We start from the raw sequence: 25,371 nt of genomic DNA on the forward strand, positions 1-25,371 counted from the left end.
TTGCTCAATGCTTGCAGTAGATAGTCGAAAAGCCGCCCACCTCATAGAGTCGAAGCGGCAGGAACGAGGCATCAGCGTGGCCGGGCTCGCGCGTCGCATCGGCGTGGACGGAAAGCGGCTCTGGTACGTCCTGCACGGCCAGCGCGAGATGCGCGTGGAGGAGTTCATCAAGCTGTGCGCCTTCTTCGATCTCGGGCTTGGCTGCTTCATCGACAAGGCCACGGCCGAACGCCTGCGCTCTTCGCAACCATTCCGCGAATGACAGCACATCCATCCCCATCATGCCCGTCGGCCATGAAGTCGGCGGGCTTTCCCTTTGCCCGCTCTCGCTCACAACGACCTCTTGCATCCATGCCGACCCTCCTGCCTCTAGCTCCGCACCTTCGCCGAGAACCGAGCCCGGCGGCAAGGGCCGCGAAAACTTTTCGGCAGGGCCAAGCACCGTCCAGAAGCTTCCGAAAACTCAAGCCCTTCGGGTTTCGCATTTCTCCCTTGCGCACGCGCCCGAACCCCGGCGGCGTCCGGGCCACGAGGCAGATCATAGGGACCTGCCGAAACGACATAGGAGGTCATCATGAGTAACTTGAGCATCAGCGCAACGGAGGCGGCCAGCCGCTACCTCGGCCATCGCGGGTACACCGTTCTGGAGACGGCTTGGACGTGCCCTGCAGGAACCGCCGACATCGTCGCTAAGGATGGGGACATTATCGTGTTCGCGGACGTAAGCTCTCGCGATAGCGCTGAGCGCGGGTTCCCGTCGGAGTCGTGCGGCAAGAAGGCTCGCACGAAGCGCGAGAACATCGCCATAGCGTGGCTTGCCGAGCATGAGGACGCTGTGAACGAGGCTATCCGGTTCGACAATATCGCGCTGGTGGTCATCGGCAAAGATCGCGCTATGATTCGCCATCACATAAACGCCTTCGGGGCAGATACGGCATCGCTCGTCCCAGAGGTGCCGAGCATCCCGACCGGCGCAGACCTACAAGCCCTCCCGGAGGCCGCCTAAGACCTCCTGGCCCCTCCGCGGGGATACGCCCTCCGACCCATCGGGTCGGAGGGTTTTTGCTGCTTAGGACTGCTCCTCAGAGGGCAGCTTGCAGACATCGACCCAAACGCCTTCGGGCACGATCTGTGCCAGCTCGTCGGGTGCCAGGGCGATGGCGCTGCTGGAGCTTCCGCATGCCGGATAGACCGTATCGAACCGGCGCAGCGATTCGTCGAAGTACACGTCGCAGCCATCCTTCACGCCGAAGGGGCACACGCCTCCCACCGCATGGCCGATGCGCTCCTCTGCCTCATCTGCCGACAGCATCTTCGCCTTGCATCCGAAGCGCTCCTTGAACTTCGGGTTGGCTATGCGCGCGTCCCCGGCGCACACCACGAGCGCCACGCGGTCGCCCACGGAGAACGAGAGCGTCTTCGCGATGCGCTCGGGTGCGCAACCTACGGCCTGGGCCGCCAGCTCGACCGTAGCGCTCGACACGTCGAACTCCAAGACATCGCCATCGCGTCCGTATTCGGCAAGATATGCCTTCGCTCTCTCCAGTGACATTGACCCTCTTTTCGTCCGTTGCTTTCCTTAATGATAGGTCAGCCATGCAGTGACCTATGGACTAATCTCGCCCAAGGTTCTCGCAACAAAGCAAGAGGCCTATTCCGTGTACACAGCACACGGAATAGCTCTTGGCCGCCGAGCGCCATCGTTCGCAAACGATGGCCTTTGACATCGTTTCGGGCGGTATCGCCATGAGGACGAACCTTCCCGAAACGATACGGCGGCAGCGCGGCCTCGGATGCCCTCGGCTACGCTTTGTACGGGGGATCCCCCGCGCCCCTAGTGCGCAGGCTTCGCCTCCTTATTCAAACTCGGAAGGGGGCAAAGCCCGCGCGATGGAGCGCCATTCCAAACAGATTCACGTGCGCATGTCGGAAGACGAGATCGAACGAGCCAAGCGTCTCGCGACGGACACCGGCATGACGCTATCCGACCTCATCCGCGTCCTCCTGCAGATGCCCGCGACCTCCGTCGGAGAGGATGGCCGCCTTATCGTTATCGACAGGACGACCGCCGCGAAGCTCACCCGCGAGATGCGAAGGTGGGGCCATCACTACAACCAAGCCGTGCATGCGCTCAACGCCATCGCTTACTACCTCCGCGCGAACGACATGGACGCCCCTGATGTTTTGGAGGAGCTTGACCGCGCATCAGGGAAGCTCGCCGCTATGCAGCCCGGCGTCGAGGCTCTGCGCCGGAGCGTCGAGGACGTGGCGGGAAGCGTCATCGCGACGCTCGGGAGGTGATGCCGTGCCGATGCTCAAGACCATCGCGGGGCACACCTCGGCGCGAGGCATCTGCCGATACCTCACGCGCAAGAACCGAGCGCTCGCCAGCGACTACATCAACATCGACGTCCCCGAGGGCACCCGCGATTTCGACTGGGCGGAGACGATGGACGCCACGCGCCGCTCCTTCGGAAACGACCTCCCCTGGCGAGGAAAGCGGGTGCGCACCTACAAGCACTACGTCGTGTCGCCCGACCCCAAAGACGGCATCGCGCTCGAAGCCCTCCGCGATCTCGCGACCTCGTGGGCGCAGGAGCACTTCTCTGAATACGAGGTAGCAATCGTCTACCACGATGACAACGAGCACGGCATCCCCCATGCGCACGTGGTCGTGAACAACACGAACATCGAGACGGGGCGGCGACTCCAAGACCCCGACCCAAAGGCTCTGGCCGCATCGCTCCAAGAGCTCGCCGAGGCGCAAGGGCTCACCGCCTTGAGGCCTCCACAGGCAACGGGCGTGGCGGCGCGCGCCCAAAGGCGCAGCCCGAAGAGAGCGCCCGAGACCTTTCGGAGCGAGTACGTGCGCCGAGCGGAGCAGGAGCTCACCGAGCGCGGCGAGTACTCTTGGACGGCGGACATCCGTGCCCGCGTCCGCATAGCTCGCACGGTGTCGAGGAGCGAGGCGGAGTTCCGCAGCATCCTCGGCACAATGGGCGTGACCGTATCCGACAACTCACCCAAAGCAGAGCGGCGGGACTGGATATACGCGCTCGCGAGCCATTCTTCGAGAAGGATCTCCGGGGAGCGCATGGGGCTCGCCTACGGGCGCGAGCGACTTGAGCCGCTGCTGCACTCGGGAGGCGTGAGGAGGCTCGAAGACGCCGGGGAGCGCGCCATAGCGGCCATAGCGAAGCAGGCTGTCGCGGTCGGGGACCTCACGGAGCTGCGGAGCCTTTCCGGGGCGGTCGCCCTCATCGAGACATCTCATGCCAGATGCTTCGATGATCTGGATGCGCTTCTGGAGAAGGACGGAGGCAGGGCGATGCTGCAGCTCGTTGGCTACGTCAAGGAGAAGGGGCTTCTGCCGGAGGAACGGCCTGCACCCGCCTCCAGAAAACCTGTGGCTAAATCGGGCGTCCGGCCCGTCGGAAGCAGGCGCCAAGACGATGCAGGGAGACCCACCCGCCAAGACGTTCAGGACAAGCGAAGAGAAGGGTCTGAAAGGTGATAGTCAAGGCTTACTACTCCGGCGGTCGCATCGACGTGTTCGACACCGACCGCATGACCGATGGTGTGCCGCAGCCGGGAAACCTGCTCACCAACTACACCCTTGACCTCTCCGATGTGAACGGAGAAAGCCTGTGGCTCTGCTCGTACTACTATGAGGCAGCCCAAGCATACAAGGATGAGAAGGGACCGAAGGGCCTTCCTGTGGCCCGCAGGCGCGACGGTTGGAGCTTCCTTCTCGCCGACGCCGAGGACATGCAGAGGCTCAATCGCGTCACAGTGGACGGAGAGACCGTGCTTGCGCAGATAGCAGGTGAGCTCGTGGACGTATCGGCACTGATGTGGGCATCGGAGGTGGCTGATGTACTTGCCCCGCAGATCGTACAATTTCAGCGTCTACTCGAATCAACTGGGCTTGGCACAATAGAAGATCTAGGCGTCCCGTGTAATGTGCTGTTAGAGATTGCATCCTCTGGCGAACGAAGTAATGAAGAGTCTTCTAGGTTCTAGGATGAAGCAACCTTGCTCTGAACGTCGTTGTCCCTCCACTGTGAGGGCGTTATGCCAAACTGGCGGCGGAAAGCATCAGTGAAGCTGCTCTGATGCGCATAGCCCACAAGACGGCTTATTTCGGCCGCCTTCAAGTCGGTTGTTTCGAGCAGCTTGCGAGCTTCGTCCATCCGGACATCGCGCAGGTATTCTGCAACGCATAACCCCATTTGCTCTCGGAACACTTCGCACAAGCGTGTTCTGCCGACGAAGAGCTCGTTAGCGATCGATTGCAGCGTGATGTTCTCTGCGTAGCGCGCATCGATCATCATCTGTGCTTCGCGCGCAAGCCTCTTCTCTTCGGTCGAGGGTTCCCGAGGATCATCGTTACTCGCTTTAACAGCATCATCCAGAAGCCGCGCAACGATCTCCTTCATTCTGCCCTCGCAGAAACAAGCACCTCCCACGCTCGTCGCCCAAGAGTGCCCCATGCTCTCCAATGCGTCTCCGATTTCACGGGAGTGAGTATTGGTGTCGCAGCTGCAAAGGTAGGAGACGAGCGTTTCGCGCTCGCTGTCAGTAAGGCCGGGAAGCTCATCGAAGAAGCTAGGTGTCATGCATAGCGTGTACGAGCGGTGGTACTCGTTCGGCATAAGATCGAACGACACAGCGCCGCCTTTCTGCCTGAAGGAGAGGATATTGCGCTCCCGGAGATAGCGGGACTGCACAGGACACAGCCTTGCCGAGCAATCGGTCATGGATGTAACGCATACGTAGTCGTCGGGAAACTCTACAAGCCGCGTCTGCTCGTTGATGCTGAATTCGTGAAATGTATACAAGCAGTTCTCGCCTATGCTGTGCGCCCATAACAGTCCTCGACCGAACTCGTCATCGCGCATGCTGAGCGAACCGTGGCGAGACGGCTGCTCTTTCATTCCAAGTTGCTCCATCTGCGGCACGAAGAACGTATGCAGATTGGAGGATACGTCGCTTATCATCCTGAACTCCGTTTTCTGAAAAGGTCAACCTGTTCGCCGACGCTCGACGTCGCGTTGAGGATTGCGTTCGCATCGTTTAGCGTTGCGTTCGCTTTTTGGAAAACCTAGACCTGCGAGAGACTTTTTCAAGAATAATAGCCTAGCTATGTTAGACAAGGGTAACTTAGCAGCATGAACGGTCGTTTTTGGGAAAGGAATTACGCAAAACATGAAATCGACGAAGATAGTATCGCTCCTTCTCGCAGGAGCGCTTGCTGCGGGCGCATTGGCCGGATGCAGCCAACCATCTAGCAACGGTGCCGAAGAGCAGAAGAGCAGCGCGTCCCAAGAACAGGTCGCCCAGAAAAGCACTGCAGAGCAGGAGGCAGAGCAGCTCCTGTCCGATCTTTCGGGAAGCTATCAAGAGCTGTTCCCGGTTCTCTTCGATAAGCAGTATGACCAGCTCTGGCTCGATGATACGGCGTCGATCGTCGGCGAGGCCGATGCCGCTGCGAGTGCCGAAATGCTCAAGGGCTCTGTGAGCGGCAGCATTTGGGGCGAAGAGGCTATAGAGGCTTACGGGGAAGAGGGCGGTCCTTTCTACTGCGGATGGTTGGAGGGTCTTGCGGAGCTAACGATAGACGGCGACGCGATGGAGATCAGCGGCAAGGATGACACTGGCAAAGAGCTCTTCTCTAGCACTTACCACTACAGCGGAATGGCCGGTGACCTTTATGTGTTCGAGAGCGATGACGATGAGGAGGACACCTTCAAATACTTCGCCTTCCTGCCGGACACCCCCGAAAGCACCTTCCATATCGAGTTCCGCTATGGTGCCGATGACGCCGACTTCGGCGAATGGATGGCCGGCGATTACGCTTACTGGATGGCCGCCGGCTTCCCAGTTGATCCCACTCAGCAGATGATCGAAGACTGCATCAAGCTCTTCTGCGACGAGAACTTAGCAGGAGAAGCCGAATAGCATCTTCTAACCAAAGCTCCCTCCAAAGGCGGCCTAGCGATGGGTCGCCTTTCTTTTGCTCAATCCACTCATGGAAGATAGATACAAATGGAGCCCGAAAATACGAATGGGCTAATGGCAATCGCTCGACATGGCATAAAAATGTTAGCCACCCGCAACTTGAGAGAAAGGACGCTTATTTTGAATACTAAAGGAGTAAAGCAGGGACTGAAGCCGAAAGACCTGATAAACGTCGGTATCTTCAGTGCGATCTACATCATCATCGTCATGGCGGCAGCTATGCTTGGCTATATACCTATCTTCATCCCTCTACTTGTTGTCATTTGCCCAATAGTTGGCGGCATTCCCTATATGCTCTATATGACCAAAGTTCATTGTTTCGGCATGGTGACGATAATGGGCATTATTATGGGAGTTCTGATGGGCTTGGGCGGAATGGGATTGTATGCGCTTATAACCGGCCCTCTTTTTGGCTTGCTTGCCGATTTGGTTTTGAAGAGCGGCGGCTACCATAGCCCGAAGAAAGCGGTACTCTCACATGGCATATTCTCAATGTGGCTAATCGGTAATTACATTCCGATAGTGATTAATCGCGCTTCTTACTTCGATGGTCTCGTGCAAGGGTATGGACAAGCATACGCCGAAACGCTCATGGGCTACATTCCAGACTGGAGCCTTGTTGTATTGCTAGCGGGAGCGTTCGTGTTCGGTATCGTTGGTGCGTTGCTTGGCAAGGCTGTCTTCCATAAGCATTTTGAGCGTGCAGGAATTGTTTGATGACGAGTACCGTTCTTGCTTTAAAGCAACAGCAGCGCGGGGTTCTCTTTGACCCCCGCGCAAAGTTCCTAGCACTGATTATCGTGGCTTCGTTGTTGTTAAGCATCGGAAACGAAGGTCTGATGGGTCTGGTTCGAATCGTCTTGGCGTTGGTGCCCTTCGTTCTCTTAGTTCTTTCTCGTAACATCAAATCGGGCGTGACCTATATTTTTATCTACCTCGTCGCTTATGGCCTGTCGGTAATATCATCAATGTTCTTGTCGGGACCGCTCTTATTTCTAGCACTAGGAGCGACTGGGATAATGAGGCAGTTTCTTCCAGGCGTGATGATGGGTTATTGGTTCGTTAGTACTACGACCGTGAGCGAGTTCATGGCGGCTTGCGATCGAATTCGGCTAACGCAGTCGATTGAAATTCCCCTCGTCGTTATGATGCGGTATTTTCCAACCATCGCACAGGACTATTCTCAGATTTCTGATGCGGCCAAGATGAAAGCATTGGGTTTGTCACAGGGGCCGATTACTGCTGTAGAAAACCGCCTCGTCCCCCTTCTCGCAAGCGCCGTTCGAGGTGGCGAGGATCTTTCGGCAGCTGCTTTGACGCGAGGATTAGGCGCCCCCATCCACCGCACGAATATCTGTGAAATCGGGTTCCATGCTTGCGATATGATGCTGCTCTCAGTATGCGCTCTAGGCGCAATCCTCGTATTTTTAATCGGTGTAGCTTAGGACCTCGAATGATAGATTTTCGCAACATTACATATTCATACGGCACCGATATGTCGCCATCACTCGCAAATGTGACCCTGCACGTAAACCCTGGCGAGGTGGTTCTTCTTACTGGAAGCTCGGGGTCGGGAAAGAGCACCTTGCTTCGTTTAGTGAACGGGCTGATTCCGCATTATCACGAAGGCGAGATGTCAGGCACTGTAACCGTTGCTGGTATAGAGCCCCGAGATAGAGAGTTATACGAACTCGCAAAGATGGTTGGTTCTGTATTTCAGAATCCACAGACTCAGTTCTTCTGCCTAAACACGACCGAAGAGCTCGCTTTTTCCTGTGAGAACTTCGGATTGCCGGTGTCTGAGATTGCGCATCGCTTGGACACGACAGTTCAACAACTCTGTCTTGAAGAGTTGTTGAATAAAAACCCTTTCTTGCTATCCGGAGGACAAAAGCAACGTATCGCTTGCGGATCTGCTCAAATGATGAACCAAGAAATCTTTGTCCTCGATGAGCCGTCTTCAAATCTAGATGGACGTTCGGTACGTCTTCTTGCCGAAGTGATCGCATATTGGAAAAAGGAAGGAAGGACCGTTTTAGTCGCGGAGCATCGACTTGGTTACTTGAAAGATATCGTAGACAGAGTCGTTGTGCTGAATAAAGGTTCCCTCATAGAAGATTTCGCCGCCTCTGACTTTTACGCCATGGGTTCAAGTGCCTTTATCAAAAGAGGGCTGCGTGATCCTCATACGGAATGCTGCGTCGCGGTCACCGACCAGATAGATATTGCTGACGCGGGATTTGTTTCCGTCGCAAATCTCCAGTATTCCTACTCGAAAAAGATTAATGGGCTGAGCATTCCTTTGGCAAAATTTCCAATAGGGAGCATAACGGCTCTAGTAGGCGAGAACGGAGCCGGGAAGTCAACCCTTCTGCGCTGCCTCTGTGGGCTCAATAGAAAGTGCCATGGCACACTGGAGATCAACGGTGAACTGTTCGGGCTCAACAAACCAACCGGTCGTGCTTACATGGTTATGCAGAACACAGGAAATCAACTGTTTGCTGAAAGCGTTCGGGCTGAAGTAGAGTCGTCTTGCAGCTCGGCCGAAGAAGTTACCGCCATTCTGGATGCACTTGACCTCGCGGACCTTGCAGCTCGGCATCCGCTGTCGCTCTCGGGTGGTCAGCAACAACGTGTTGCCGTTGCTTCCGCTATTGCATCAAATCGGGGCTTGCTCTTACTAGACGAACCGACAAGTGGCCTGGATTATCAGTCAATGCGCGAAGTGGCTTCGTCTTTGAAGAAGTCGTCTATCATGGGCTGCACGGTGATTGTCGTAACGCATGATAGGGAGTTCATCACGAGTTGCTGTACACACTACGCCGTCTTGAAAAACGGTCGCCTCTCGGAAACAAGAGTTCTTGATGAAGATAGCGCCAGCGAGCTCAATGCTGCTCTTGATGCTATGCAGAGCAGCGTCACTGATACGGCGTGTATGGTTTAGAAGCAAGAGGAAGTCAATGGAGGGAATAACTAGCTATGCCGCGTTGGGTGATAACGTTGAGCGTATAAATCACAGCGGCACCATGAACACCTATCGCGTGATGTGCGAAGACGGTCAGGGAATTATGACCATGTACGAACTGTATCCCGGTATGACTCTGAGCTTCAACGATTTCGTTGGAATGACGTCAACGAAATCAATGTTCAGGCTTAAAGACAACGCCGAGATGCTGTGCTTGAACTATTGTCGTGAGGGTCGTATTGAATGGGATGTGGCAAAAGATGAGAGCCTTTTTCTGGGAGCCGGGGATATAGGTATCGACGATCATACAATGCACTCGAGCGATTTCAGTTTTCCTTTGAAGTACTATCGGGGCGTCACCGCGTCATTTGAAATCGACGTCGCTCAAAAATGCATCAATAAAGGTGTGCTTAGCGGCTTTGCGGTCAACTTGAAAAACATTCAATCCGCTTTCTGCAACAGCTCTCACCACAAAGTGGTGAAACAGGGCGTGTCGGCGTTTGATCATGTATTCTCCGAAATATATACAGCTCCCGACTCTCAGCGGGAAACGTATTTGCGCATCAAGTTGTTAGAGCTTTTGTTTTTATTGGATTCGCTCTCATCTTCGAGTGATGCTGGAGAGGATCTATACCTTCGCAGATCACAAATCGAGAAAGTGCACGCTATCCAAGAAGCGATCACGTGCGACCTTAGCTCAGCCAAGACGCTCAAACAGCTGTCTGACGAATTTGATTTTCCATATGTGAGCATGCAGGCTTGCTTCAAGCAGGTTTATGGAATGAGCATACATTCGTATCTCGTCCACTATCGAATCTCTCAAGCATCGCGCATGCTGCGAGAATCGGATGTACCAATTGGTGAAATTGCCTTATCTGTCGGCTATGTAAATGCATCCAAGTTCTCTTCGGCCTTCAAGGAAGCGACGGGCTTCACGCCGAGCGAGTTCCGCGCGAGCGCTTCTTCTGAGATTTAAAAGAACATAAAGGTCAATCCAATACGGGCGGGTTACCCCCGATCTCACAAATCACGATACCTTACATTACGTCGTTCCTCTTTTTCGGCTTTTGTTCGCAGAGGTTCGGAATCAGTCCGTGCTTTGCTTCTGGTGCCTGAATCTCCGATAGGTTCTAGCTGAACGTTTCGTGAAGCATTGAAAGGAGTCTGTATATATGCAACATGATGAATCGTTGTCCGAATCTCCGGCAAAGCCATCCGGTCCCCCCTCTGACGGCGCGAGCGAATCGTCGCGCAAGCTGGGATTGGGTTATCTTCTCGGTTTTGCAGGTCGAAAGCGCTGGTTGCTCTCTGTCGGTTGCGCCCTATCAGCAGTGGCCATGCTGCTCACGTTCGGTCCCTATATCTGCATCTGGCTCGTCGCGCGCGACCTCATCGCGGTCGCCCCTGACTGGACGGCAGCAGAGAACCTGGCGCTTTACGGGTGGCTCGCGTTCTTCCTGGCCGTTGCGAGCCTCGTGCTGTACTTCTTAGCGCTGCTCTGTACCCACGCATGCGCTTTCCATACGGCGAGCAACTTGCGGAAAGCCTGCCTGAGCCATCTCATGAAGGTACAGCTCGGCTACTTCGATACCCATGCGTCGGGCGCGCTCCGGCGCGTCATCGACGGCTGTGCTGGCTCCACAGAGGGGCTCATAGCGCACAAGACGCCCGATACGGCCGGATCCATCGCTATGGTGCTGGGTCTTGTAGTCACGCTGTTCGTCTTCGACTGGCGTATGGGGCTCGCTTGTCTGATCGCGGCCGCCCTCGCTATCGCGTGCATGTTCTCCATGATGGGGGGCAAGAACGCGCACTTCATGCAGCGCTACATGCAGGCGCAAGTGAACATGGCCAAGACCGGAACCGAATACGTGCGCGGCATCCCCGTCGTGAAGGTCTTTCAGCAGACCGTCTTCTCGTTCAAGGCCTTCCACGACGCCATAACCGAATACTCCGAAATGGCTGAGAACTATACAGTGAAGGTATGCGCCAAGCCGCAGGTGACGTCTCTTACGGTCATCACGGGTATCGCCATCTTCCTCGTACCAGTGGTCATCCTCCTCGCCCCTGGTGCTGAGACGGAGGGCTTCGCCGCGTTCGCGGGCTTTATAGCCGATTTCGCGTTCTATGCGATCTTCTCCGCCATCATCGCCACCGCCATAACGCGCCTCATGTTCGTGATGGAGGAGTTCGAAATCTCAGCTGATGCTGCGAACAGAACCCACGGCATCTTGAGCTCGCCCGTCCTCGCAGAGCCCGCGCATCCCGAGACTCCGCGAGCGCACGACATCGCCTTCGACAATGTCTGTTTCCGCTACGAGGGCGCAGACCGCGATGCCTTGACCGACGTGAGCTTCGAGGTTCCCCAAGGGGCCACGGTCGCCTTGGTCGGACCCAGCGGCGGAGGCAAGACCACGGCGGCGAGCCTGGTTCCGCGCTTCTGGGATGTCAGCGCCGGTTCGGTGCGAATCGGCGGTATCGACGTGCGTGCGATCGACACGGCCAAGCTCATGCAGAGCATCGCCTTCGTGTTCCAGGACAACCGACTGTTCAAAAAGTCCATCTACGAGAACGTCGCTGCAGCTCGCCCGGATGCCACGCGCGAAGACGTGATGTCCGCGCTGGCCGCCGCCCAGTGCGACGACATTCTCGCCAAGCTTCCCGACGGCGTTGACACGGTGGTGGGGACGGCCGGTGTCCACCTTTCGGGCGGTGAGAAGCAGCGCATCGCGCTCGCCCGCGCTATCTGCAAGCAAGCGCCCATCGTCGTGCTCGACGAGGCAACGGCCTTCGCCGATCCGGAGAACGAGGCGCTCATCCAAAAGGGTTTCGCCGAGCTGGCTAAGGACCGCACCGTGCTCATGATCGCTCACAGGCTCTCCACGGTCGTGGGAGCCGACAAGATCGTGGTCATCGAGGATGGCCGTGTCGTGGAGCAGGGAACCCATGACGAGCTCTTAGTCCGTGACGGACTTTATGCCCGTATGTGGGAGGAATACCAGCGTGCGGCCCTTTGGCGGATCAAGTCGGACTCCTCAGTCGAGGACGAGGCCGTGGTCGTGTGCGAATCATCTGCGTCGGAAGGGGGTGAACGATAATGGGAATGAGAGAGAAGTACGCGCTCACTGCGGAGGGCGCGAAGAATATCCGTCTCGGCGCCTTCTGGACCGTGGTCGTGAACCTTGTCGCCATGTTCGGCATAGGGTTCTTCTTCTACCTGATGGAACAGCTCATCGCATCATTGACGGAAGGAGCGGCGCTGCCCGACATGATTCCGTATGCGGTGGGACTCGTCATCTTCGCAGTCGTGCTCTGGGTAGCGCACTGGTTCCAGTACGACTACACTTACGGCAAGACCTATCGCGAGAGCGGCAAACAGCGCATCAGCTTGGGCGAGCGCATGCGAGAACTTCCGCTGTCGTTCTTCGGCAAACGCGATCTGGCAGACCTGACGGAAACCATCATGACCGATGCAACCACGATGGAACACGTCTACTCTCACGTGCTGCCGTATCTTTACGGCACCTATATCTCGACCGCGATCATCGCGGTGTGCCTTCTGGCGTTCAACTGGCAGTTGGCGATAGCGGCCCTTTGGTCGGTTCCGGTCGCCTTCGCTATCCTGTTCTGGTCGCGTCGCTTCTCTGCGCCGCTCATGCGCAAGACGCGCGCTTGCGCGCTCGCCATGACGGAGAACACCCAAGAGATGCTGGAGTGCGTTCGCGAGATTCGCGCCACCAATCAAGTCGCATCTTATCTCAAGCAAGCCGACGGTTACATAGATCGACTTGAGAAGACGATGTTCAAATCAGAAGTCGGAGCCGGAATCCCCGTTCAGTCCACCCAGGCAATCATGCGTTTCGGTATCGCCACAACCATCCTTGCAGGTTCGCTCATGCTCGCCGATGGCTCCATCGGATTCATGATCATGTTCGGCTTCTTGCTCGTGGTCTCGCGCATCTACGCCCCCTTCGATCAGTCGATGCTCATGTTAGCCGAGCTATTCATGGCCACCGAGGTTGCGGCTCCTCGCATGAAAGCGCTCTACGATGAGGTTGCTGCCACAGGAAGCGAGGACTTCTCGCCTCAGGGCCACGATGTGACATTTGAGGACGTTACTTTCTCTTACGGTGAAGGCGACGAACCCGTAGTCAGCAACGTATCCTTTGTCGCAAAGGAAGGCGATGTGACCGCACTGGTCGGTCCCTCCGGATCAGGCAAATCGACCCTCACCAAGCTGGCGGCGCGCTTCTGGGATGCCGATGACGGCCGTGTTCTCGTGGGAGGCGTTGATGCGTCCACTATCGATCCAGAAACGCTCCTAAAGGATTATTCCGTGGTCTTCCAAGACGTGCTGCTCTTCGATGACACGGTGATGGGCAACATCCGTCTCGGTCGCCGCGACGCGACGGACGAAGAAGTGCTGGCAGCCGCCAAGGCTGCCATGTGCGACGATTTCGTGCGCAAGCTGCCGCAGGGCTATGACACCATGATCGGAGAAAATGGCAGCAAGCTCTCAGGCGGTGAGCGCCAACGCATATCGATCGCCCGCGCGCTTTTGAAGAACTCGCCCATCGTCTTGTTGGATGAGGCGACCGCATCTCTCGATGTAGAGAACGAATCCCAGGTACAAGAAGCGCTTTCCAATCTGCTCACAGGAAAGACCGTCATCGTTATCGCGCACCGTATGCGCACGGTGATGAACGCCGACAAGATCGTGGTGCTCGACGAAGGGCGTGTCGTAGAGCAGGGATCCCCGGCTGAGCTATTGGAGCAGAACGGTCTGTTCTCTCGCATGGTGAAGCTTCAATCTGAGAGCTCCGGATGGTCTTTGGTTGGCACAAAAGCATCAGGAGAGGACTAACTTGAAAGTTCAAAAGTGCGATGATCAATCTTATGTAGAGTTTTGTCAGGCCATTTTGCTTGCTAGATAGTCAATGTTCGATCAGCGAAACAATGTCGGCTCTTCGTCTCATGCGAGGTTTGAGCGTGGCAGAGCTTGCTCGAAGGACGAATATTGAGAAGAAACGGCTCTGGTATATTCTCGATGGTCAACGCGAAATGCGCGTGGAAGAGTTCCTTAAGCTTTGCGTTGCTTTAGGAGTTGACCCACGAAAGTTCGTCACTCGCGAGATTGTCGACGAAGTGGCCTCGGCCACTAAGCGCAGCATCGAGAATCACGGTCGCTGGAATGTTCGTTAAACTGACGAGCGCCCTGCATCTGCAGGGCGCTCGCTTTAGGTGGGGCTTCTATTCGCTATCGAAGGCTCATTCGTCCTTGCTGTCCTCCTCTTCCGAACCCTCCTCCTTCTCTTCGCTTTCGGTCTCATCGTCGGCGCGATTGCGGCGCTTCTCGCGCAGCGCGGCCAGCGTTGCTGCCAATGCGGCCACTACTGCAAGGCACACGAGCGGGAGGATCTTGTTCGTGTCGCCTGTCTGCGCGAGGCCGGTCTTGGGGTTTCCGGGGCCGGGCTTCTCCACGAGATCGACGCTCTGGCCCTCGTCCTCGATGTCCTCGTGCGTGGCCACCACGCTCCCGTCGAGCGCAAGGCTCTCGAAGGCCACCGTGCGGTGCCCGGCGAGCTCGCTCCCATTGAAGGAGAACATGACCTCCACCGAGCCGTTCGGCTCTGCGGGAGTGAACGCCACCATGCTCGTCAGCGGCAGCCCGTCCATCTCGATGGGAGCGGCGGTCGTCTTGTCGATGAGCGTGCCGGTCAGCACGTACTCGCGTCCAGGCTCAAGGTTCTCGTAGCTAACCTCGTCGATGATGGTCACGTCGTCGTCCGCCACGGCCTCGTGGTCGCCGTCATCCGCATCGGTTGCGGTGGTGCCTATCTCGGGCACGGGCTCGACCATGCGAACCGTCTGGTTCACGTTGTCGAGGTCGTCATGCTCGAATACCGCCTCGCCGTTACGGTACAGCGTCTCGAAGATCACAATGTCGGTCTCCTCAAGTCCTGTGCCGTCGAACTCGAACGCTACGGTTTCGACGCCGTTCTCCTTTTCGGGCGAGAACTGCGCCTCGCCCTCGATCGGGCATCCGTCAACGGTCACGGGGGTAGCGGTAGCCTTATCCATCAGGATGCCCTTGATGGCATAGTTATCACCGGGCACGAGTCCAGCGTAGAACACCTGGTCCTCGATGCGAACGGTGGAGTCGGCCGAAACCTCGTGGTCGCCGTCGGCCGCATCGGTCGCGATGGTGCCGATCTCGGGGTTGGGCTCTACCTTCACGGTCTGCCCCTCGTCGTAGATGTCCGCGTGCACCGCCACCTCGATGCCCTCATGCTCAAGGCTCTCGAAGGCGACGATCTCCTTGCCCGCGAGAGCGGATGCGTCGAAGGTGAATTCCACCTTCACGTACCCGAAGGGCGCTATGGGGGCGAACTCCTTCTCGGACGTGACCTCGGAGCCGTTCACGATGAGCGGCTGTCCTGTCGCCTTATCCATGAGGGTTCCCTTGACCGTGTAGGTCCTGCCCGGCACGAGGTTGGCGTATATCACCTCGTCGATGACGGTGACGGTGCCCTCGGGCGAAAGCGCATGGTCTCCGTCTGCCGCATCGGTCGCCTCGGTGGCGAGCTTCGGGATGGGCTGGTCATCCACGGTGCCAAGGTCGATGTCAAAGCCGGTGGCCGTGGTGTCACGGCTCACGTTGAAGGTGTCCTCCCAAAGGGCGTAGCCCTCGTTCGCCTCGCAGCGAAGCTCCTGGATACGGTACTCGCCGAAGGGAAGGGCGCCCAGCTTGTCGTCGGGCTCCGCCATGGATCCGTCCTCACCCTGGCCGAACCAGATGCCCGAGTTTTCCATCACATCCGCAGTGTCGATATAGTCCTCTTCGAGCAGCTTGTCGTTCGCGTTCACCGCATCCTGGCGGCTTCTCCATTCGGAGGAGGTGTTCAACATGCCGTTGCGGTCGGTCACTGCCACATGCGCCTCTCCCGTGGTCACGTTGGTGATGAGGAAGGGAACGTGCGCGAGCTTGCTACCGAGGATCGAGCCCTTCTTCTGCAGGTGGGCATCATGGCGCACAACCTGATCGCGCCAGAGCAGGGCCTCGCCCTCGCGGTCGCACGTGACGGTCTTGCCGTCCTCGCGCACCTCGAAGGTGCGGGGAGCGCCATCGGTGAGCAGATAGCTGTCGTTGGTCGCCGTCTCGGCGATGGTGTAGGTTCCGTAGGGCAGCGTGTCGGATGCGGTCTGTGCCGTGTAGGCCCCCTTCTCGGGGTTCCAGGCCGTCTCGATCACGGCCACGACGGTGCCCTTGGGCCTGTAGGTGTCCTCTACCATGACGCCGTGCTCGGATGCGTTCACGACCGTGAACTGGATGCCCTCAAGGGAGCTGCCGAGATACCCCTCCGCATCGAGAGCGGAGTGGTCGGCTCCTCCCAGGGCCTCGCTCTTATCGAGTTCAAGGTCGTCCTTCTCTACCTGGACGCCCCCGCGCACCACCTCGTTCAGCATGCCGTCGGCCTCGACGAGCTGGTCGAACTGGCCGTCCTCGCGGATCTCGATGACATGGCTCAAAATGCCCTCGCGCGTGTAGCCGACGGGGGCCTTTGTCTCGATCACCTCGTAGGTGCCGAAGGGAAGGGCCCGCGCACCGGTGGTCGCCGTCCAGGCGTCGAGCGATTCGTTGTAGCTGGTTGCGATCGTCATGACGGCAGAGCCCACGGCGAACTCCTCGGATGCCTGGAACCTCCCGTCGTGGTTCGCGTCGTACCAGATGGGATTGGCGGAGCGGTTGTACACCGTGAACTCCGCGCCCTCGAAGGTCGCATCGCCCTGGGCGTAGTTCCAGAACTCGCCGTCCTCGTGCTCGTAGCGCTCCGCGTCGCCCTTGCCGACGATGAAGCCCCCGCGCTGCGGGTCCTCTCCGAACTCGCCCTGCGGCTGCACCTCGATGACGGCGGAGCCGCTTTGGGCGTCCGCAGCCGTCACGCGCAGATGGTGGCTCCTGCGGTCGAGCAGGTAGCCGCCGGACGGGTCGAGCTCGCGCACCTCGATGTCGCCGAGGGGGATGCCCTCGAACACCACGGTAGCGCCATTCGTCTCGCCCTTGACCGTCTCGGTGCCGCTGCCCCGCTTGTAGCTCGCCTGGTAGAGCGCCCCGTCGAGGGTTGCGTCGCCCTGCGGGCTTTCGTGCCCTGTCTCGGCGTCGAACTTCTTGAGGACGAGCCGCACGGTGATGGGAGGCTCTGCGGACGCGAACGTGTAGTCGTTGCCGGGGCCCACCTCGTAGACGTTGCCATCGAGCACGTAGCCGGAGGAGGCGCGCACCTCCTTGGCGTAGAAGGTGTCGCGGGTTGCCCCGAGGCTGCCCGACTCTCCCGCACCGCTCGCATCGGTGGTGATGGTGGTGATGCGGTTGCGGTCGGCCTGCGCGTCCGCGTGGCTGCCATAGATGCCGTAAACGGCCCCTGCGAGCGTGTAGTCGGGATCGTCCTGCGCCCAGGACTGGGACGCCGACTTCGATACCTTCACGGTGGTGTGGTAAGTGAACGAGAGGATCACCTGGGTGGAGGAACCGGTGTAGAGCATGAAGGGCTCGAAGGTCGAGGGCACCTCGCCCGCACGGCGGAGTATCTTGCGGCCCGTGGCGTCGTCGTTGATGAGCTGGCCGCTGTCCCCGAAGCCGATGATGTTCCACTGTACCCAGTCCCGGAAGCCCTCGGAGCATCCGAACATGGCGTAGTTGCCGTTGCTGGAATAGGTGTCCGCCATGAGGATATGGGAAAGAGCCATGTAGCGGTCGGGCGTCATGGAGCCGCCGTCGTACCACTGGCTCGGCCACAGCGACGCATCGAAGCCGGGCGATCCGTAGGAGAACCAGATGTCGGCCGCCAGCTCCTCGGTGCGCCCGCTAATGGCGTCGAGCGCGGACTTCTCGTAGGTCCCCGCATCGGGCGTGAGCTTGGAGGGATTGCCGCACCAGGCGGGCTGGCCGTCCACCTCGAACCAGGTCGTATTGTAGGTGTCGTATTCGATTCTTGAGCCGACGGTGAGCGTCGCTCCCTGCGCCGCGTGCGCCTTGGAGGGCGCGAGCGCGAGCGAGGGCACGAGGAGCCCTACCGCCAGCACCGCTGACAGGAGGACGTGCAGCGCCTTTCTGGGGATGCTGTTTCGGGTTGCTTCCATCACATCACCCCTCTAGCGGCTCTCACGGTCCAAAGGGCGCTCGGCGTCCTTCTCCATGGAATCGGAGGCCTCCTTGGCGGCGTCGGCACGCTCGGAGAGGTTGCGATCGTCCTTCGCGTGCTCCTCCGCGTAGCGCTTGCGCGCCTCGGAGAGCGCCGTCTTGATCTGGTCAGGCGTGACCTTGATGACCTCCTTCTCGCGCTTGCCGTAGTCGCCGACGATGGGGTTGCCCTCGATGTCGCGCACGTCGCGGCGCAGCTGAACCTCGCGGTCGGCCAGAAGCGGGATGTCGCGCCAGTGCTCGCCGCGGAACTTCGAGGGGTTCACGTAGAGGGGGCTGAACTCGCAGCCGCCCACGTCCTTGCCGTCGATGATGGTGTCCTTGGGCAGGCGCACGACGTTGAAGGTCTTCTCCTCGCCGGTCTTCTTGTCGGTATACTTGATGCCCTCGTGGATGAAGGACTCGTGGAGCGAGATGTAGACGTTCTTCTTGGGGGTAGCAGTCTCTTCTGCCATAGCTTGTCTCCTTTGCCTCGTTGGCGCAGCGGCCGTTGGTAAACGGGGAAATGCCGTGTGCGCCTTTGTGTTGACTGGTCTTCTGTTTGCTCTTGGGCGCTATGGCCCGCGCGCTCTGGTTCCCATGCCGGTCAGCCTCCCATGATGTCGCGCGCCCACGAACCGCTCTTCACGAGCGAGAGGATGAGCAGCACGCACATGGCGAGGTATTGCAGCGCATAAGAAAGGCCGCCGACGATGGAATCGACCACCGGCACGCCCGCGCTCGCGGCGTTGAGGCCCCCGAGCACTATCGGGAAGGACACAAGCAGCACCAGGATGATGAGCCCGGCCAGGCACACCGCGAGGAAGTTCTTCAAGTACCCGACGCCCATCTGGCGCGTCTCGTCGAGGGAGGTGAGCGCGAGGGGGATGGGGCTGAAAGCCGCCATGATGTAGATCTGGATGGCGCGCGCCCAGCTCACGACGAGGGCGACCACGTAGGCCACGATGACGACGAGCCAGGACACGAGCGCCACCACGAGCATCGCGATGAGGGCCGCCGCATCGTCGTCGGTCGTGGTGATGGACACCGCCGACAGATCGAGCGGCATGCCGGTTCCGAACAGGCCCACAACGCGGTCGATGGCGAGCTTCACCACCTCATAGATGGCCGCCATCAGATCGAAGCTGTTCTGTATGAGGAAGAGGAACACCGCGAAGAAGACGAGCATGAGCACGACTTCCTTCACGCCGGGCATCGAGGCGTTGCCGTCCATCTTCTGCGACACCTTCACGAGCTGCACGGTGAAGACGAAAGAGAGCATCCCGCAGCCGATGGGGAGGATCGCGTGCTGCCACACGCCGCGCACGAGGTCGTACATGGTGACGGTGCCCGCGTGCCCGAGCATCTGGGTGAAGCCGGAGGAGAGCACCCCTCCCGCGCCGATGGTCTTGAGCATGTCGGCCTGGCTTGAGAATATCCAGTTGCAAGTGTCGCGGAGTATCCCGCAGAGCCATGCGTTGATGTCGCCCGCGATGTCGGCGAAGGCGAGGTTCGGGCAAGCGAGCATGAGCGCGCACAGCAGGGCCGTCGCCGAGAACGCCGTGGCGAACCCTCGGCTAGCCATGGCTTGTTTGAGGAACGCTGTCATGTGACGCCGCCTATCCGGCCACGGCGAACGAGCCGTTCTCGTACACCGCCGTGACGATGGTGGAAGCCGCATCGTTCAGATGGAAGGTCGCGCTCACGCGCCCGCCGCGCACGTCCAGGTACACCTCGCCGTCGAAGAAGGCGGCGGTGGCGGAGGGGGCGTGCGCTGCGCACCAGGAGCCTACGGCCGAGGCGAGCTCGCCCGCCTTGCCGTCGATGAGGCCCGTGTAGGGATCAGCAAGCCCGGACACGCTCACGGCTGTGCCAGCGGGCTTGCCCTGGACGTAGCGCGATTCCATCGCGAAGGCGTCGCTCGCAACGGTGAGAACGCCGTCCCTCTCCTCCACGATGATCGAGGCGGGGGTGGTGTAGGGGTCGCCCTCGCGCATGAAGTCGATGTCGAGGTGCTTCTGGCCGTTGCCCTCACCGGCCTCCTTGACATCGAACACGGTGAGCTTGACCGATGATCCGTCGCTCTCCACGAAGGAGCGATCGCGGAACTCAATGGTCTTCTCGGGCGCGCCCTCGGCCTGCCATACGTTGCCCTGGAGCATCTTCGCTATCTCCTCGGATGTGTCCGTGGCGGATGCCGTGCCTGCGGCATCGGCGCCACTGGAATTCTGCACGATGCTCTCGGCAGGCGCCTGCGTTTCGTTCTGCGCGCTCTCCTCGACCGTGTGCGCGATCGAGCAGCGGACCGCCGTGCTGCCGATAATGACGGCCACCATGCCGATGGCCGCTGCGAGCATTACCTTGTTCTTCTTCTGCATGTTCTCTCCTTGTCTATCGGAATCGGATGGCGCACGTGAAGTAGGCGATGCCGCTCGCGCGCCTGCAAACGTCCCCGGTATGGGGCTCGTGGATGTACTCGTCGCCGCCTGCGTAGATGGCGACGTGGCCCGGACGCCAGAGGATGTCCCCGGGCTTCGCCTCGGAGAGCGGCACGCGCCGCCCTGCGGAGGCCTGGTCCTCGGAGTTCCTGGGGATGGAGATGCCCGCCTGCGCGTAGCAGTACTGGGTCAACCCCGAGCAGTCGAGACCGACACCGGGCGTCGTGCCTCCCCACACATAAGGGACGCCGAGCTGGCTCATGGCCGCCGCAACGATGGCGTCACCGTTGGCCGCACCCGAGCGGAAGTCCTCAAGGCTCATGCCGTCGAAACGGCGCAGCCCGTAGGCGTCCATGGCCGATTTGAGGGATGCCACGTAATCCGAGGAGGTGGCGTAGCCTGCGTCCTTCAAGCCCTCCGCCATCTTGTCGGAGCTCTTCTCGGCGATGGCCTGCTGGATGAGGGCGTTTCCCGCGTACCGTGAATTGGCGAGGAGCACGCGGCTCCTGAACACGATGCACTCCCTGTGCCCCTTGAACACGGTGAAGTCGGCCATGATGCCGACCACTTGGCCCCCGTACTCCTCGTTGGTGGCCCACGAGCTCTTGCCCGCAATCTCCGGGCAGCCGAGGAAGGACGAGGCCCACTTGATGCCGAAGAGGTTCTTGTCGCGCTCCGCAAGGAGCGAGAGGTGGTCGCCCGCGCCGCTCTCGCAGATGATCTGGGCGAGCGTGCATCCGGCGGGGTGCCCGTACTTCTCCTGGCACTCAAGGGCCGCCTCAACCATCTCCACCGTGATGTAGGGAGGCAGGCCGTCGAGCGACGCTTTGGCCGCCTCGCTCTTCCAGAAGCCGAAGATGGCGCTCATGAGCTGCGAGACGACCAGGACCGCGAGCACGAAGCATAGGACGCCCGAGAGCGCCCCTGCCACGGGGCCTGCTGCGGAGGCGGCCGCTCCTGCGAGGGTCTTGGCAGCGCCTTTCCTGGCGGCCTCCCCGGCGGCCTTTGCGGCCGTTGCGGACTCGGAGGCGCGAGCCGTCCTGGCTCGCAGCCATGTCCGGCGGGACTGCGCGCGCCGCATCTCCGCCGTCCTCTTCGCGGATGCCTCGGCTTCCGTGCCCTTGCCGATGCGCCTTATCGCCTTGGCCTCCGTCGCTGTCTCTTTCGCAGGCGTGGCCTTATCGGGATTGGCGACGGATGCCTTCTCGCGCCTGGCGGCGTGGATAGCGGCCCTCGACGCCCGGTAGGCGTCTCCCGTCCCCTCAAGCTCGTCGGAATCGTCAGCCTCGTCGGCCGCTGCATCGGCAGCGAGCGCGGCGAGGTGCCTGCGCGCTTGGAGGGCCGACTTCGCCTCTTGCGAAGCGGGTTCGTCGGCGGCCTTGGCATCGGCTCTCCCTTCGCCTTTGGAACGGCTCTGCTTCACGGAGGGCTTCGAGCCTTTGGGCTTGCGCCCCTCGGCCCTGCGGTCGCCCGACTTTCGGACCAGCCCGGAGGAGACGGCATCTGTGCGCGTCGCGCGTGCGACCTCGGCCGCATCGACCGCGCCCTCCTTGGCGGACACGGCGGCTTCCGTGGCCGTGGCGGACGCCTGCGCGCCCTTGGCTAGATGCGTCACTGGTCAGCACCCTTTCGGCGGCGGGTCCTCTTGGCGAAGTCGCTCTCGCGCTTCTTGGCGGCTATCTCCTCGGGCTTGGTGTTGAACAGCTCGTAGAGCCTGCCCTTCGGGAAGTCGTCCTTCAAGGGGACGCGGGCGCCCCCCGCGATGAGCAGCCCTTCTCCCGCGCGCACGGACTCGTCGATGTAGGAGGCCTCCTGGGCGCTCATGTCGAGGAGCTCTGCCCAGGCGCGACGGTCGAGCGGCGACTGCTTGTGCAGGAGCACGAAGTCGGAGTTCAGCACCATGTTCCGGGCCTCCTCGTGGTCGAGCATGTAGACGCTGTTCTGCGTGATGCCCGTGGCGATGAGGTTGAACTTGCGGCCCTCCGCCCAGTACTTCGAGAAGTAGCTGATGATGGCGGGGTGCCCGAAAAGCGACTGCACCTCGTCGATGTAGAGCCAGGTCGTGATGCCGCGCTCGTAGTTGTAGTACATGCGGTTTCGGACGCTCTCAAGGACGGCGATGATGCCGAAGGCGCGCATGTTCTCGGAGAGGTCCTTGAAGTCGATGTTGGTGATGCGCCTCTCGAAGCCTACGTTTGAGGGATGGTTGAAGAACGACAGCGCGCCTTCGACGTAGCGCTCATAGCGAAGCGCGATGTCCCGGGCCTCCGGCTCGGGCTGCTCCTTCAGGATGCGGTGGAAGTCGCCCAGCAGCGGGTCGCGCCCCGTCTCGGCCGCCTCGCGGTAGGCCGCCTCCACGCACCGGCTGATGATGGACTTGTCGGCCTCGGGAAGGCCCTCGGCCCCTTCCGCCATGGTCGCGGAGGATAGCGCCAGGAAGGCGTCGATCTTGAAGGCCATCTGCGCCGAGGGCGACTGGTGCGCCACGTCGGCCAGGTCGAACGGGTTGAGGTGGGTGTCCGAATCGGGCGCGAACCTGATGGACTCGCCCCCGTTGGCGACGACCACCGGCGAGTACTCGCCAGCGGGGTCGAGGATGATGATCTCGTCCTCGGGGTAGGCCAGGATAGTGTTCTCTATCTCGCGCTTGACCGAAAACGACTTGCCGGAGCCGGGCTTGCCCGCGACGAAGCCCATAGGGCTCGCCAGGCGCTTGCGGTTGCAGAGCACGAGGTTGGAGGACTGCTTGTTCTGGCCGTAGTAGCCGCCGCCCGTCTGCGCGAGCTCCTGGGTCGCGAAGGGCATCTGTATGGCGACCTGCGCGGTCGTCATCATGCGGGACACCTCCACGTGGTTGTGCCCGAGCGGCAGAACCGAGTTCAGGCCCTCGCGCTGCCGGAAGTCGAGCGCGTCGGCCTCGATGGAGTTTCGGCGCGCGGTCGATACGATCTGCATCACCTGGTCGTCCAGCTGCTCGCGCGTAGGCGCGTAGGTGTAGACGAGGCCCGTGTAGACGTAGAGGCGCTGGTTGCGGTTCTGCAGGTGGTCGAGGAGGTCTTCGGCCTCCTCCTTGGAGTATTTGAGCTCGGAGGGGAGAATCTGGAAGTCGTAGCCCTTCTTAACCGCGCTCATCTGCTCGTCGATTATCTCTTTGTCCATCCACGCGATGCGCTTCTTCACGAAGGCGACAGCCTTTGACTTGTCCATGGCCTGCACGTGGATGGAGATGGCGAGCGGGATGGGAAGGTCGATGATGTCGGCCAGGCAGCGGTCGGACAGCTCGCTTCCGAAGCGGTTGATCGAGAGCACCTGCCCCCACGTGTCCTCGGTCTTGAAGCAGGTGCCCGAGCCCTCCGGCTTGAAGTCGAGGGACGCCGGGCAGATGAGGTCCTTGCTCGTGAGGCCGCCAGCCGCGCCCACCGCCTCCCAGGAGAACAGGTTGGGCTTGCCAGGACGGAGGAGGCCGTGGATGGCGTCGAGCCGTTCCTCGCCGGAAAGCGGTCTGCTCGCGCTGCGCATCTTGGCGAGCGTCTGCTCCGCGTCGGTCCTCATGCGGGCGAGCTTGGGGATGGCCTCCTCGATGCTCGCGGCACCGACGGAGAACGTGAGGTAGCGCTCGCGCACGAGGTTCGACACGCCCTCGCGCATCTTGTCGTTGAGGATGCGGTTGTACTCCTCCGCATAGGCCGCCGTCGCGGGGTCGCTCGCGTCGAAGAAGCGCTTGCGGCCGATGAGGTCGGCGGGGATGGGGCGGTTCACGACGGCGAGCTGCACGCAGCTTTCCGCGCCGAAGTAGTCGAACAGCTGGCACCACCCGCTGAATATGGCCTGCTGCGTCTCCTCGCGCGCAGACTGGTAGCTGATGTCGTCGAAGGCGAGAGTCTGGCTGAAAAGCCCTTCCTCGACCTGCGCGATGCCGTTCTCGTACATGAGGTCGAAGCCCACGGCCCCGTAGACGTCTCGGGCCGCGCGGCGGCGCTTGCGCTTCTCCGCCATCTGGTCGGTGAGCTCGCGCTCCTGCTCCGCCATGCGGCGCCCCAGGGACTTGGAGCGCTTGGGGCCGGAGCCGGGCCTCACGAGGGCCTTCTGCTCGTTCTGGTTGCTAGAGTTCCAAGACATGCCGCTCCGCCCCCTTTCGCTTGGAGGCGCGGCGCGCGCGACGGTCGATCTTCGCGCAGCCGATGGGACCGGCGATGGATGCCGGGTGAGAGCCCGTGGCGTAGACGAGCTTCCCGTCGCCGAGGACGTGCTCTGCGAAAAGCGGCACGAACTTCTCGGGAACGAGGCCCTTCGGCCGCCAGAAGCCGAGCAGCCAGAACGGCATGGAGGCCGCCATGACGGGAAGCGTCACGGCGTCCACGGGAACGCCGAGGCCGACGTTCGCCACTGCGGCGACGGCCACGGCCGTGACGAGCCCTCCTGCGGTGCAGGCGAGCGTGCGGGCGGAGAGCTTGCCCACCACCTTCTCGGTGTACTCGCCGATGTCCTTGTGCACGGATACGCTCAGCATGGCCGCCCCCTATGCCGGGAGCCAGCTCGTGTCGAGCATTCCGAAGTACACGGCGGCCGCGATGATGATGCCGCCGCCCGCGATGGTCGAGATGGCGCTCGCGATCTGCGCGCCGCCCTGCTGCTCGCGGATGGCGAGGCCCAGCGACACCGCGCCCCAGACGACGAGGAAGCCGCCCAGGAACGTCACGCATCCCGAGACGAGGTTGATGATGTTTGCCAACATGGGGTCTGTTTCTCCTTTGCATCTTGCCGCG

The 25,371-nt window shown here is 60.4% G+C and carries 23 protein-coding genes; 12 read left to right on the forward strand and 11 right to left on the reverse strand.

The window, feature by feature from the left end; all coding sequences use genetic code 11:
* Positions 1-4: 4 nt before the first annotated feature.
* Entirely contained in the window at positions 5-349 is a 345-nt protein-coding gene (locus K9U15_RS01470) for a hypothetical protein (protein ID WP_301155479.1), read from the reverse strand.
* Positions 350-574: 225 nt separating this feature from the next.
* Here K9U15_RS01470 and K9U15_RS01475 point away from each other — a divergent pair, with 225 nt between their 5' ends.
* Complete coding sequence (locus K9U15_RS01475; RefSeq protein WP_301155480.1) at positions 575-1,006, forward strand: YraN family protein; 432 nt, start codon at positions 575-577, stop codon at positions 1,004-1,006.
* A gap of 63 nt (positions 1,007-1,069) precedes the next feature.
* Here the strand turns inward: K9U15_RS01475 and K9U15_RS01480 are convergent, their stop codons facing one another.
* Positions 1,070-1,552 (reverse strand): YbaK/EbsC family protein, encoded by a 483-nt coding sequence (locus K9U15_RS01480; RefSeq protein WP_301155481.1) that lies wholly within the window; start codon positions 1,550-1,552, stop codon positions 1,070-1,072.
* Positions 1,553-1,890: 338 nt separating this feature from the next.
* Between K9U15_RS01480 and K9U15_RS01485 the strand changes: the two genes are divergently transcribed.
* Genes K9U15_RS01485 through K9U15_RS01495 form a run of 3 tightly spaced genes read left to right on the forward strand, consistent with a single transcriptional unit; the run spans position 1,891 to position 4,023 of the window.
* Positions 1,891-2,301: a hypothetical protein gene (locus K9U15_RS01485; RefSeq protein WP_301155482.1), complete on the forward strand. Its 411-nt coding sequence runs from the start codon at positions 1,891-1,893 to the stop codon at positions 2,299-2,301.
* Between the two features lie 10 nt (positions 2,302-2,311).
* On the forward strand, positions 2,312-3,514 hold the full coding sequence (locus K9U15_RS01490; RefSeq protein WP_301155483.1) for a relaxase/mobilization nuclease domain-containing protein: 1,203 nt from the start codon (positions 2,312-2,314) through the stop codon (positions 3,512-3,514).
* Positions 3,511-4,023 (forward strand): hypothetical protein, encoded by a 513-nt coding sequence (locus tag K9U15_RS01495; RefSeq protein WP_301155484.1) that lies wholly within the window; start codon positions 3,511-3,513, stop codon positions 4,021-4,023. The genes K9U15_RS01490 and K9U15_RS01495 overlap by 4 nt, the downstream gene beginning before the upstream one ends.
* Here the strand turns inward: K9U15_RS01495 and K9U15_RS01500 are convergent.
* The gene (locus K9U15_RS01500; RefSeq protein ID WP_301155485.1) at positions 4,020-5,000 is read right to left on the reverse strand and encodes a helix-turn-helix transcriptional regulator; all 981 of its coding nucleotides are present in this window, start codon (positions 4,998-5,000) and stop codon (positions 4,020-4,022) included. The genes K9U15_RS01495 and K9U15_RS01500 overlap by 4 nt on opposite strands.
* A gap of 208 nt (positions 5,001-5,208) precedes the next feature.
* Between K9U15_RS01500 and K9U15_RS01505 the strand changes: the two genes are divergently transcribed.
* The 8 genes from K9U15_RS01505 (at position 5,209) to K9U15_RS01540 (ending at position 14,188) form a co-directional block, all read left to right on the forward strand.
* On the forward strand, positions 5,209-5,961 hold the full coding sequence (locus tag K9U15_RS01505) for a hypothetical protein (RefSeq protein ID WP_301155486.1): 753 nt from the start codon (positions 5,209-5,211) through the stop codon (positions 5,959-5,961).
* An 87-nt stretch (positions 5,962-6,048) separates the two neighbouring features.
* Positions 6,049-6,738: an MptD family putative ECF transporter S component gene (locus tag K9U15_RS01510; protein ID WP_301155487.1), complete on the forward strand. Its 690-nt coding sequence runs from the start codon at positions 6,049-6,051 to the stop codon at positions 6,736-6,738.
* On the forward strand, positions 6,738-7,466 hold the full coding sequence (locus K9U15_RS01515; RefSeq protein WP_301155488.1) for an energy-coupling factor transporter transmembrane component T: 729 nt from the start codon (positions 6,738-6,740) through the stop codon (positions 7,464-7,466). The genes K9U15_RS01510 and K9U15_RS01515 overlap by 1 nt, the downstream gene beginning before the upstream one ends.
* An 8-nt stretch (positions 7,467-7,474) precedes the next feature.
* Complete coding sequence (locus K9U15_RS01520) at positions 7,475-8,965, forward strand: ABC transporter ATP-binding protein (protein ID WP_301155489.1); 1,491 nt, start codon at positions 7,475-7,477, stop codon at positions 8,963-8,965.
* Positions 8,966-8,981: 16 nt separating this feature from the next.
* Positions 8,982-9,962: an AraC family transcriptional regulator gene (locus K9U15_RS01525; protein WP_301155490.1), complete on the forward strand. Its 981-nt coding sequence runs from the start codon at positions 8,982-8,984 to the stop codon at positions 9,960-9,962.
* Positions 9,963-10,323: 361 nt separating this feature from the next.
* Positions 10,324-12,084 carry an ABC transporter ATP-binding protein gene (locus K9U15_RS01530; protein ID WP_367316858.1) on the forward strand — a complete coding sequence of 587 codons (1,761 nt, stop codon included), beginning with the start codon at positions 10,324-10,326 and terminating at the stop codon, positions 12,082-12,084.
* A gap of 5 nt (positions 12,085-12,089) precedes the next feature.
* The gene (locus K9U15_RS01535; RefSeq protein ID WP_301155492.1) at positions 12,090-13,850 is read left to right on the forward strand and encodes an ABC transporter ATP-binding protein; all 1,761 of its coding nucleotides are present in this window, start codon (positions 12,090-12,092) and stop codon (positions 13,848-13,850) included.
* A 110-nt stretch (positions 13,851-13,960) separates the two neighbouring features.
* Positions 13,961-14,188: a helix-turn-helix transcriptional regulator gene (locus K9U15_RS01540; protein ID WP_331458092.1), complete on the forward strand. Its 228-nt coding sequence runs from the start codon at positions 13,961-13,963 to the stop codon at positions 14,186-14,188.
* A gap of 66 nt (positions 14,189-14,254) precedes the next feature.
* On the opposite strand, the gene K9U15_RS01545 is transcribed toward K9U15_RS01540, so the two are convergent.
* From K9U15_RS01545 to K9U15_RS01580, 8 genes are all read right to left on the reverse strand, one after another.
* Positions 14,255-18,127 carry a VaFE repeat-containing surface-anchored protein gene (locus K9U15_RS01545; protein WP_301155493.1) on the reverse strand — a complete coding sequence of 1,291 codons (3,873 nt, stop codon included), beginning with the start codon at positions 18,125-18,127 and terminating at the stop codon, positions 14,255-14,257.
* Between the two features lie 12 nt (positions 18,128-18,139).
* Entirely contained in the window at positions 18,140-18,643 is a 504-nt protein-coding gene (locus K9U15_RS01550) for a DNA gyrase (RefSeq protein WP_301155494.1), read from the reverse strand.
* A 131-nt stretch (positions 18,644-18,774) separates the two neighbouring features.
* The gene (locus K9U15_RS01555) at positions 18,775-19,776 is read right to left on the reverse strand and encodes a conjugal transfer protein TrbL (protein WP_301155495.1); all 1,002 of its coding nucleotides are present in this window, start codon (positions 19,774-19,776) and stop codon (positions 18,775-18,777) included.
* A gap of 10 nt (positions 19,777-19,786) precedes the next feature.
* The gene (locus K9U15_RS01560; RefSeq protein WP_301155496.1) at positions 19,787-20,545 is read right to left on the reverse strand and encodes a hypothetical protein; all 759 of its coding nucleotides are present in this window, start codon (positions 20,543-20,545) and stop codon (positions 19,787-19,789) included.
* A gap of 13 nt (positions 20,546-20,558) precedes the next feature.
* On the reverse strand, positions 20,559-22,220 hold the full coding sequence (locus K9U15_RS01565; protein ID WP_301155497.1) for an NlpC/P60 family protein: 1,662 nt from the start codon (positions 22,218-22,220) through the stop codon (positions 20,559-20,561).
* Positions 22,217-24,682: a VirB4-like conjugal transfer ATPase, CD1110 family gene (locus K9U15_RS01570; RefSeq protein WP_367316866.1), complete on the reverse strand. Its 2,466-nt coding sequence runs from the start codon at positions 24,680-24,682 to the stop codon at positions 22,217-22,219. Before K9U15_RS01570 ends, K9U15_RS01565 begins: the two co-directional genes overlap by 4 nt.
* 25 nt (positions 24,683-24,707) lie before the next feature.
* Entirely contained in the window at positions 24,708-25,115 is a 408-nt protein-coding gene (locus K9U15_RS01575) for a PrgI family protein (RefSeq protein ID WP_301155498.1), read from the reverse strand.
* A 9-nt stretch (positions 25,116-25,124) separates the two neighbouring features.
* A complete protein-coding gene (locus K9U15_RS01580) occupies positions 25,125-25,340 on the reverse strand; it encodes a hypothetical protein (RefSeq protein ID WP_016310179.1) in 216 nt (71 codons plus the stop codon).
* Positions 25,341-25,371 lie beyond the last annotated feature (31 nt).

Source organism: Gordonibacter sp. RACS_AR68 (assembly GCF_030418485.1).
Taxonomy (GTDB): Bacteria; Actinomycetota; Coriobacteriia; order Coriobacteriales; family Eggerthellaceae; genus Gordonibacter; species Gordonibacter urolithinfaciens.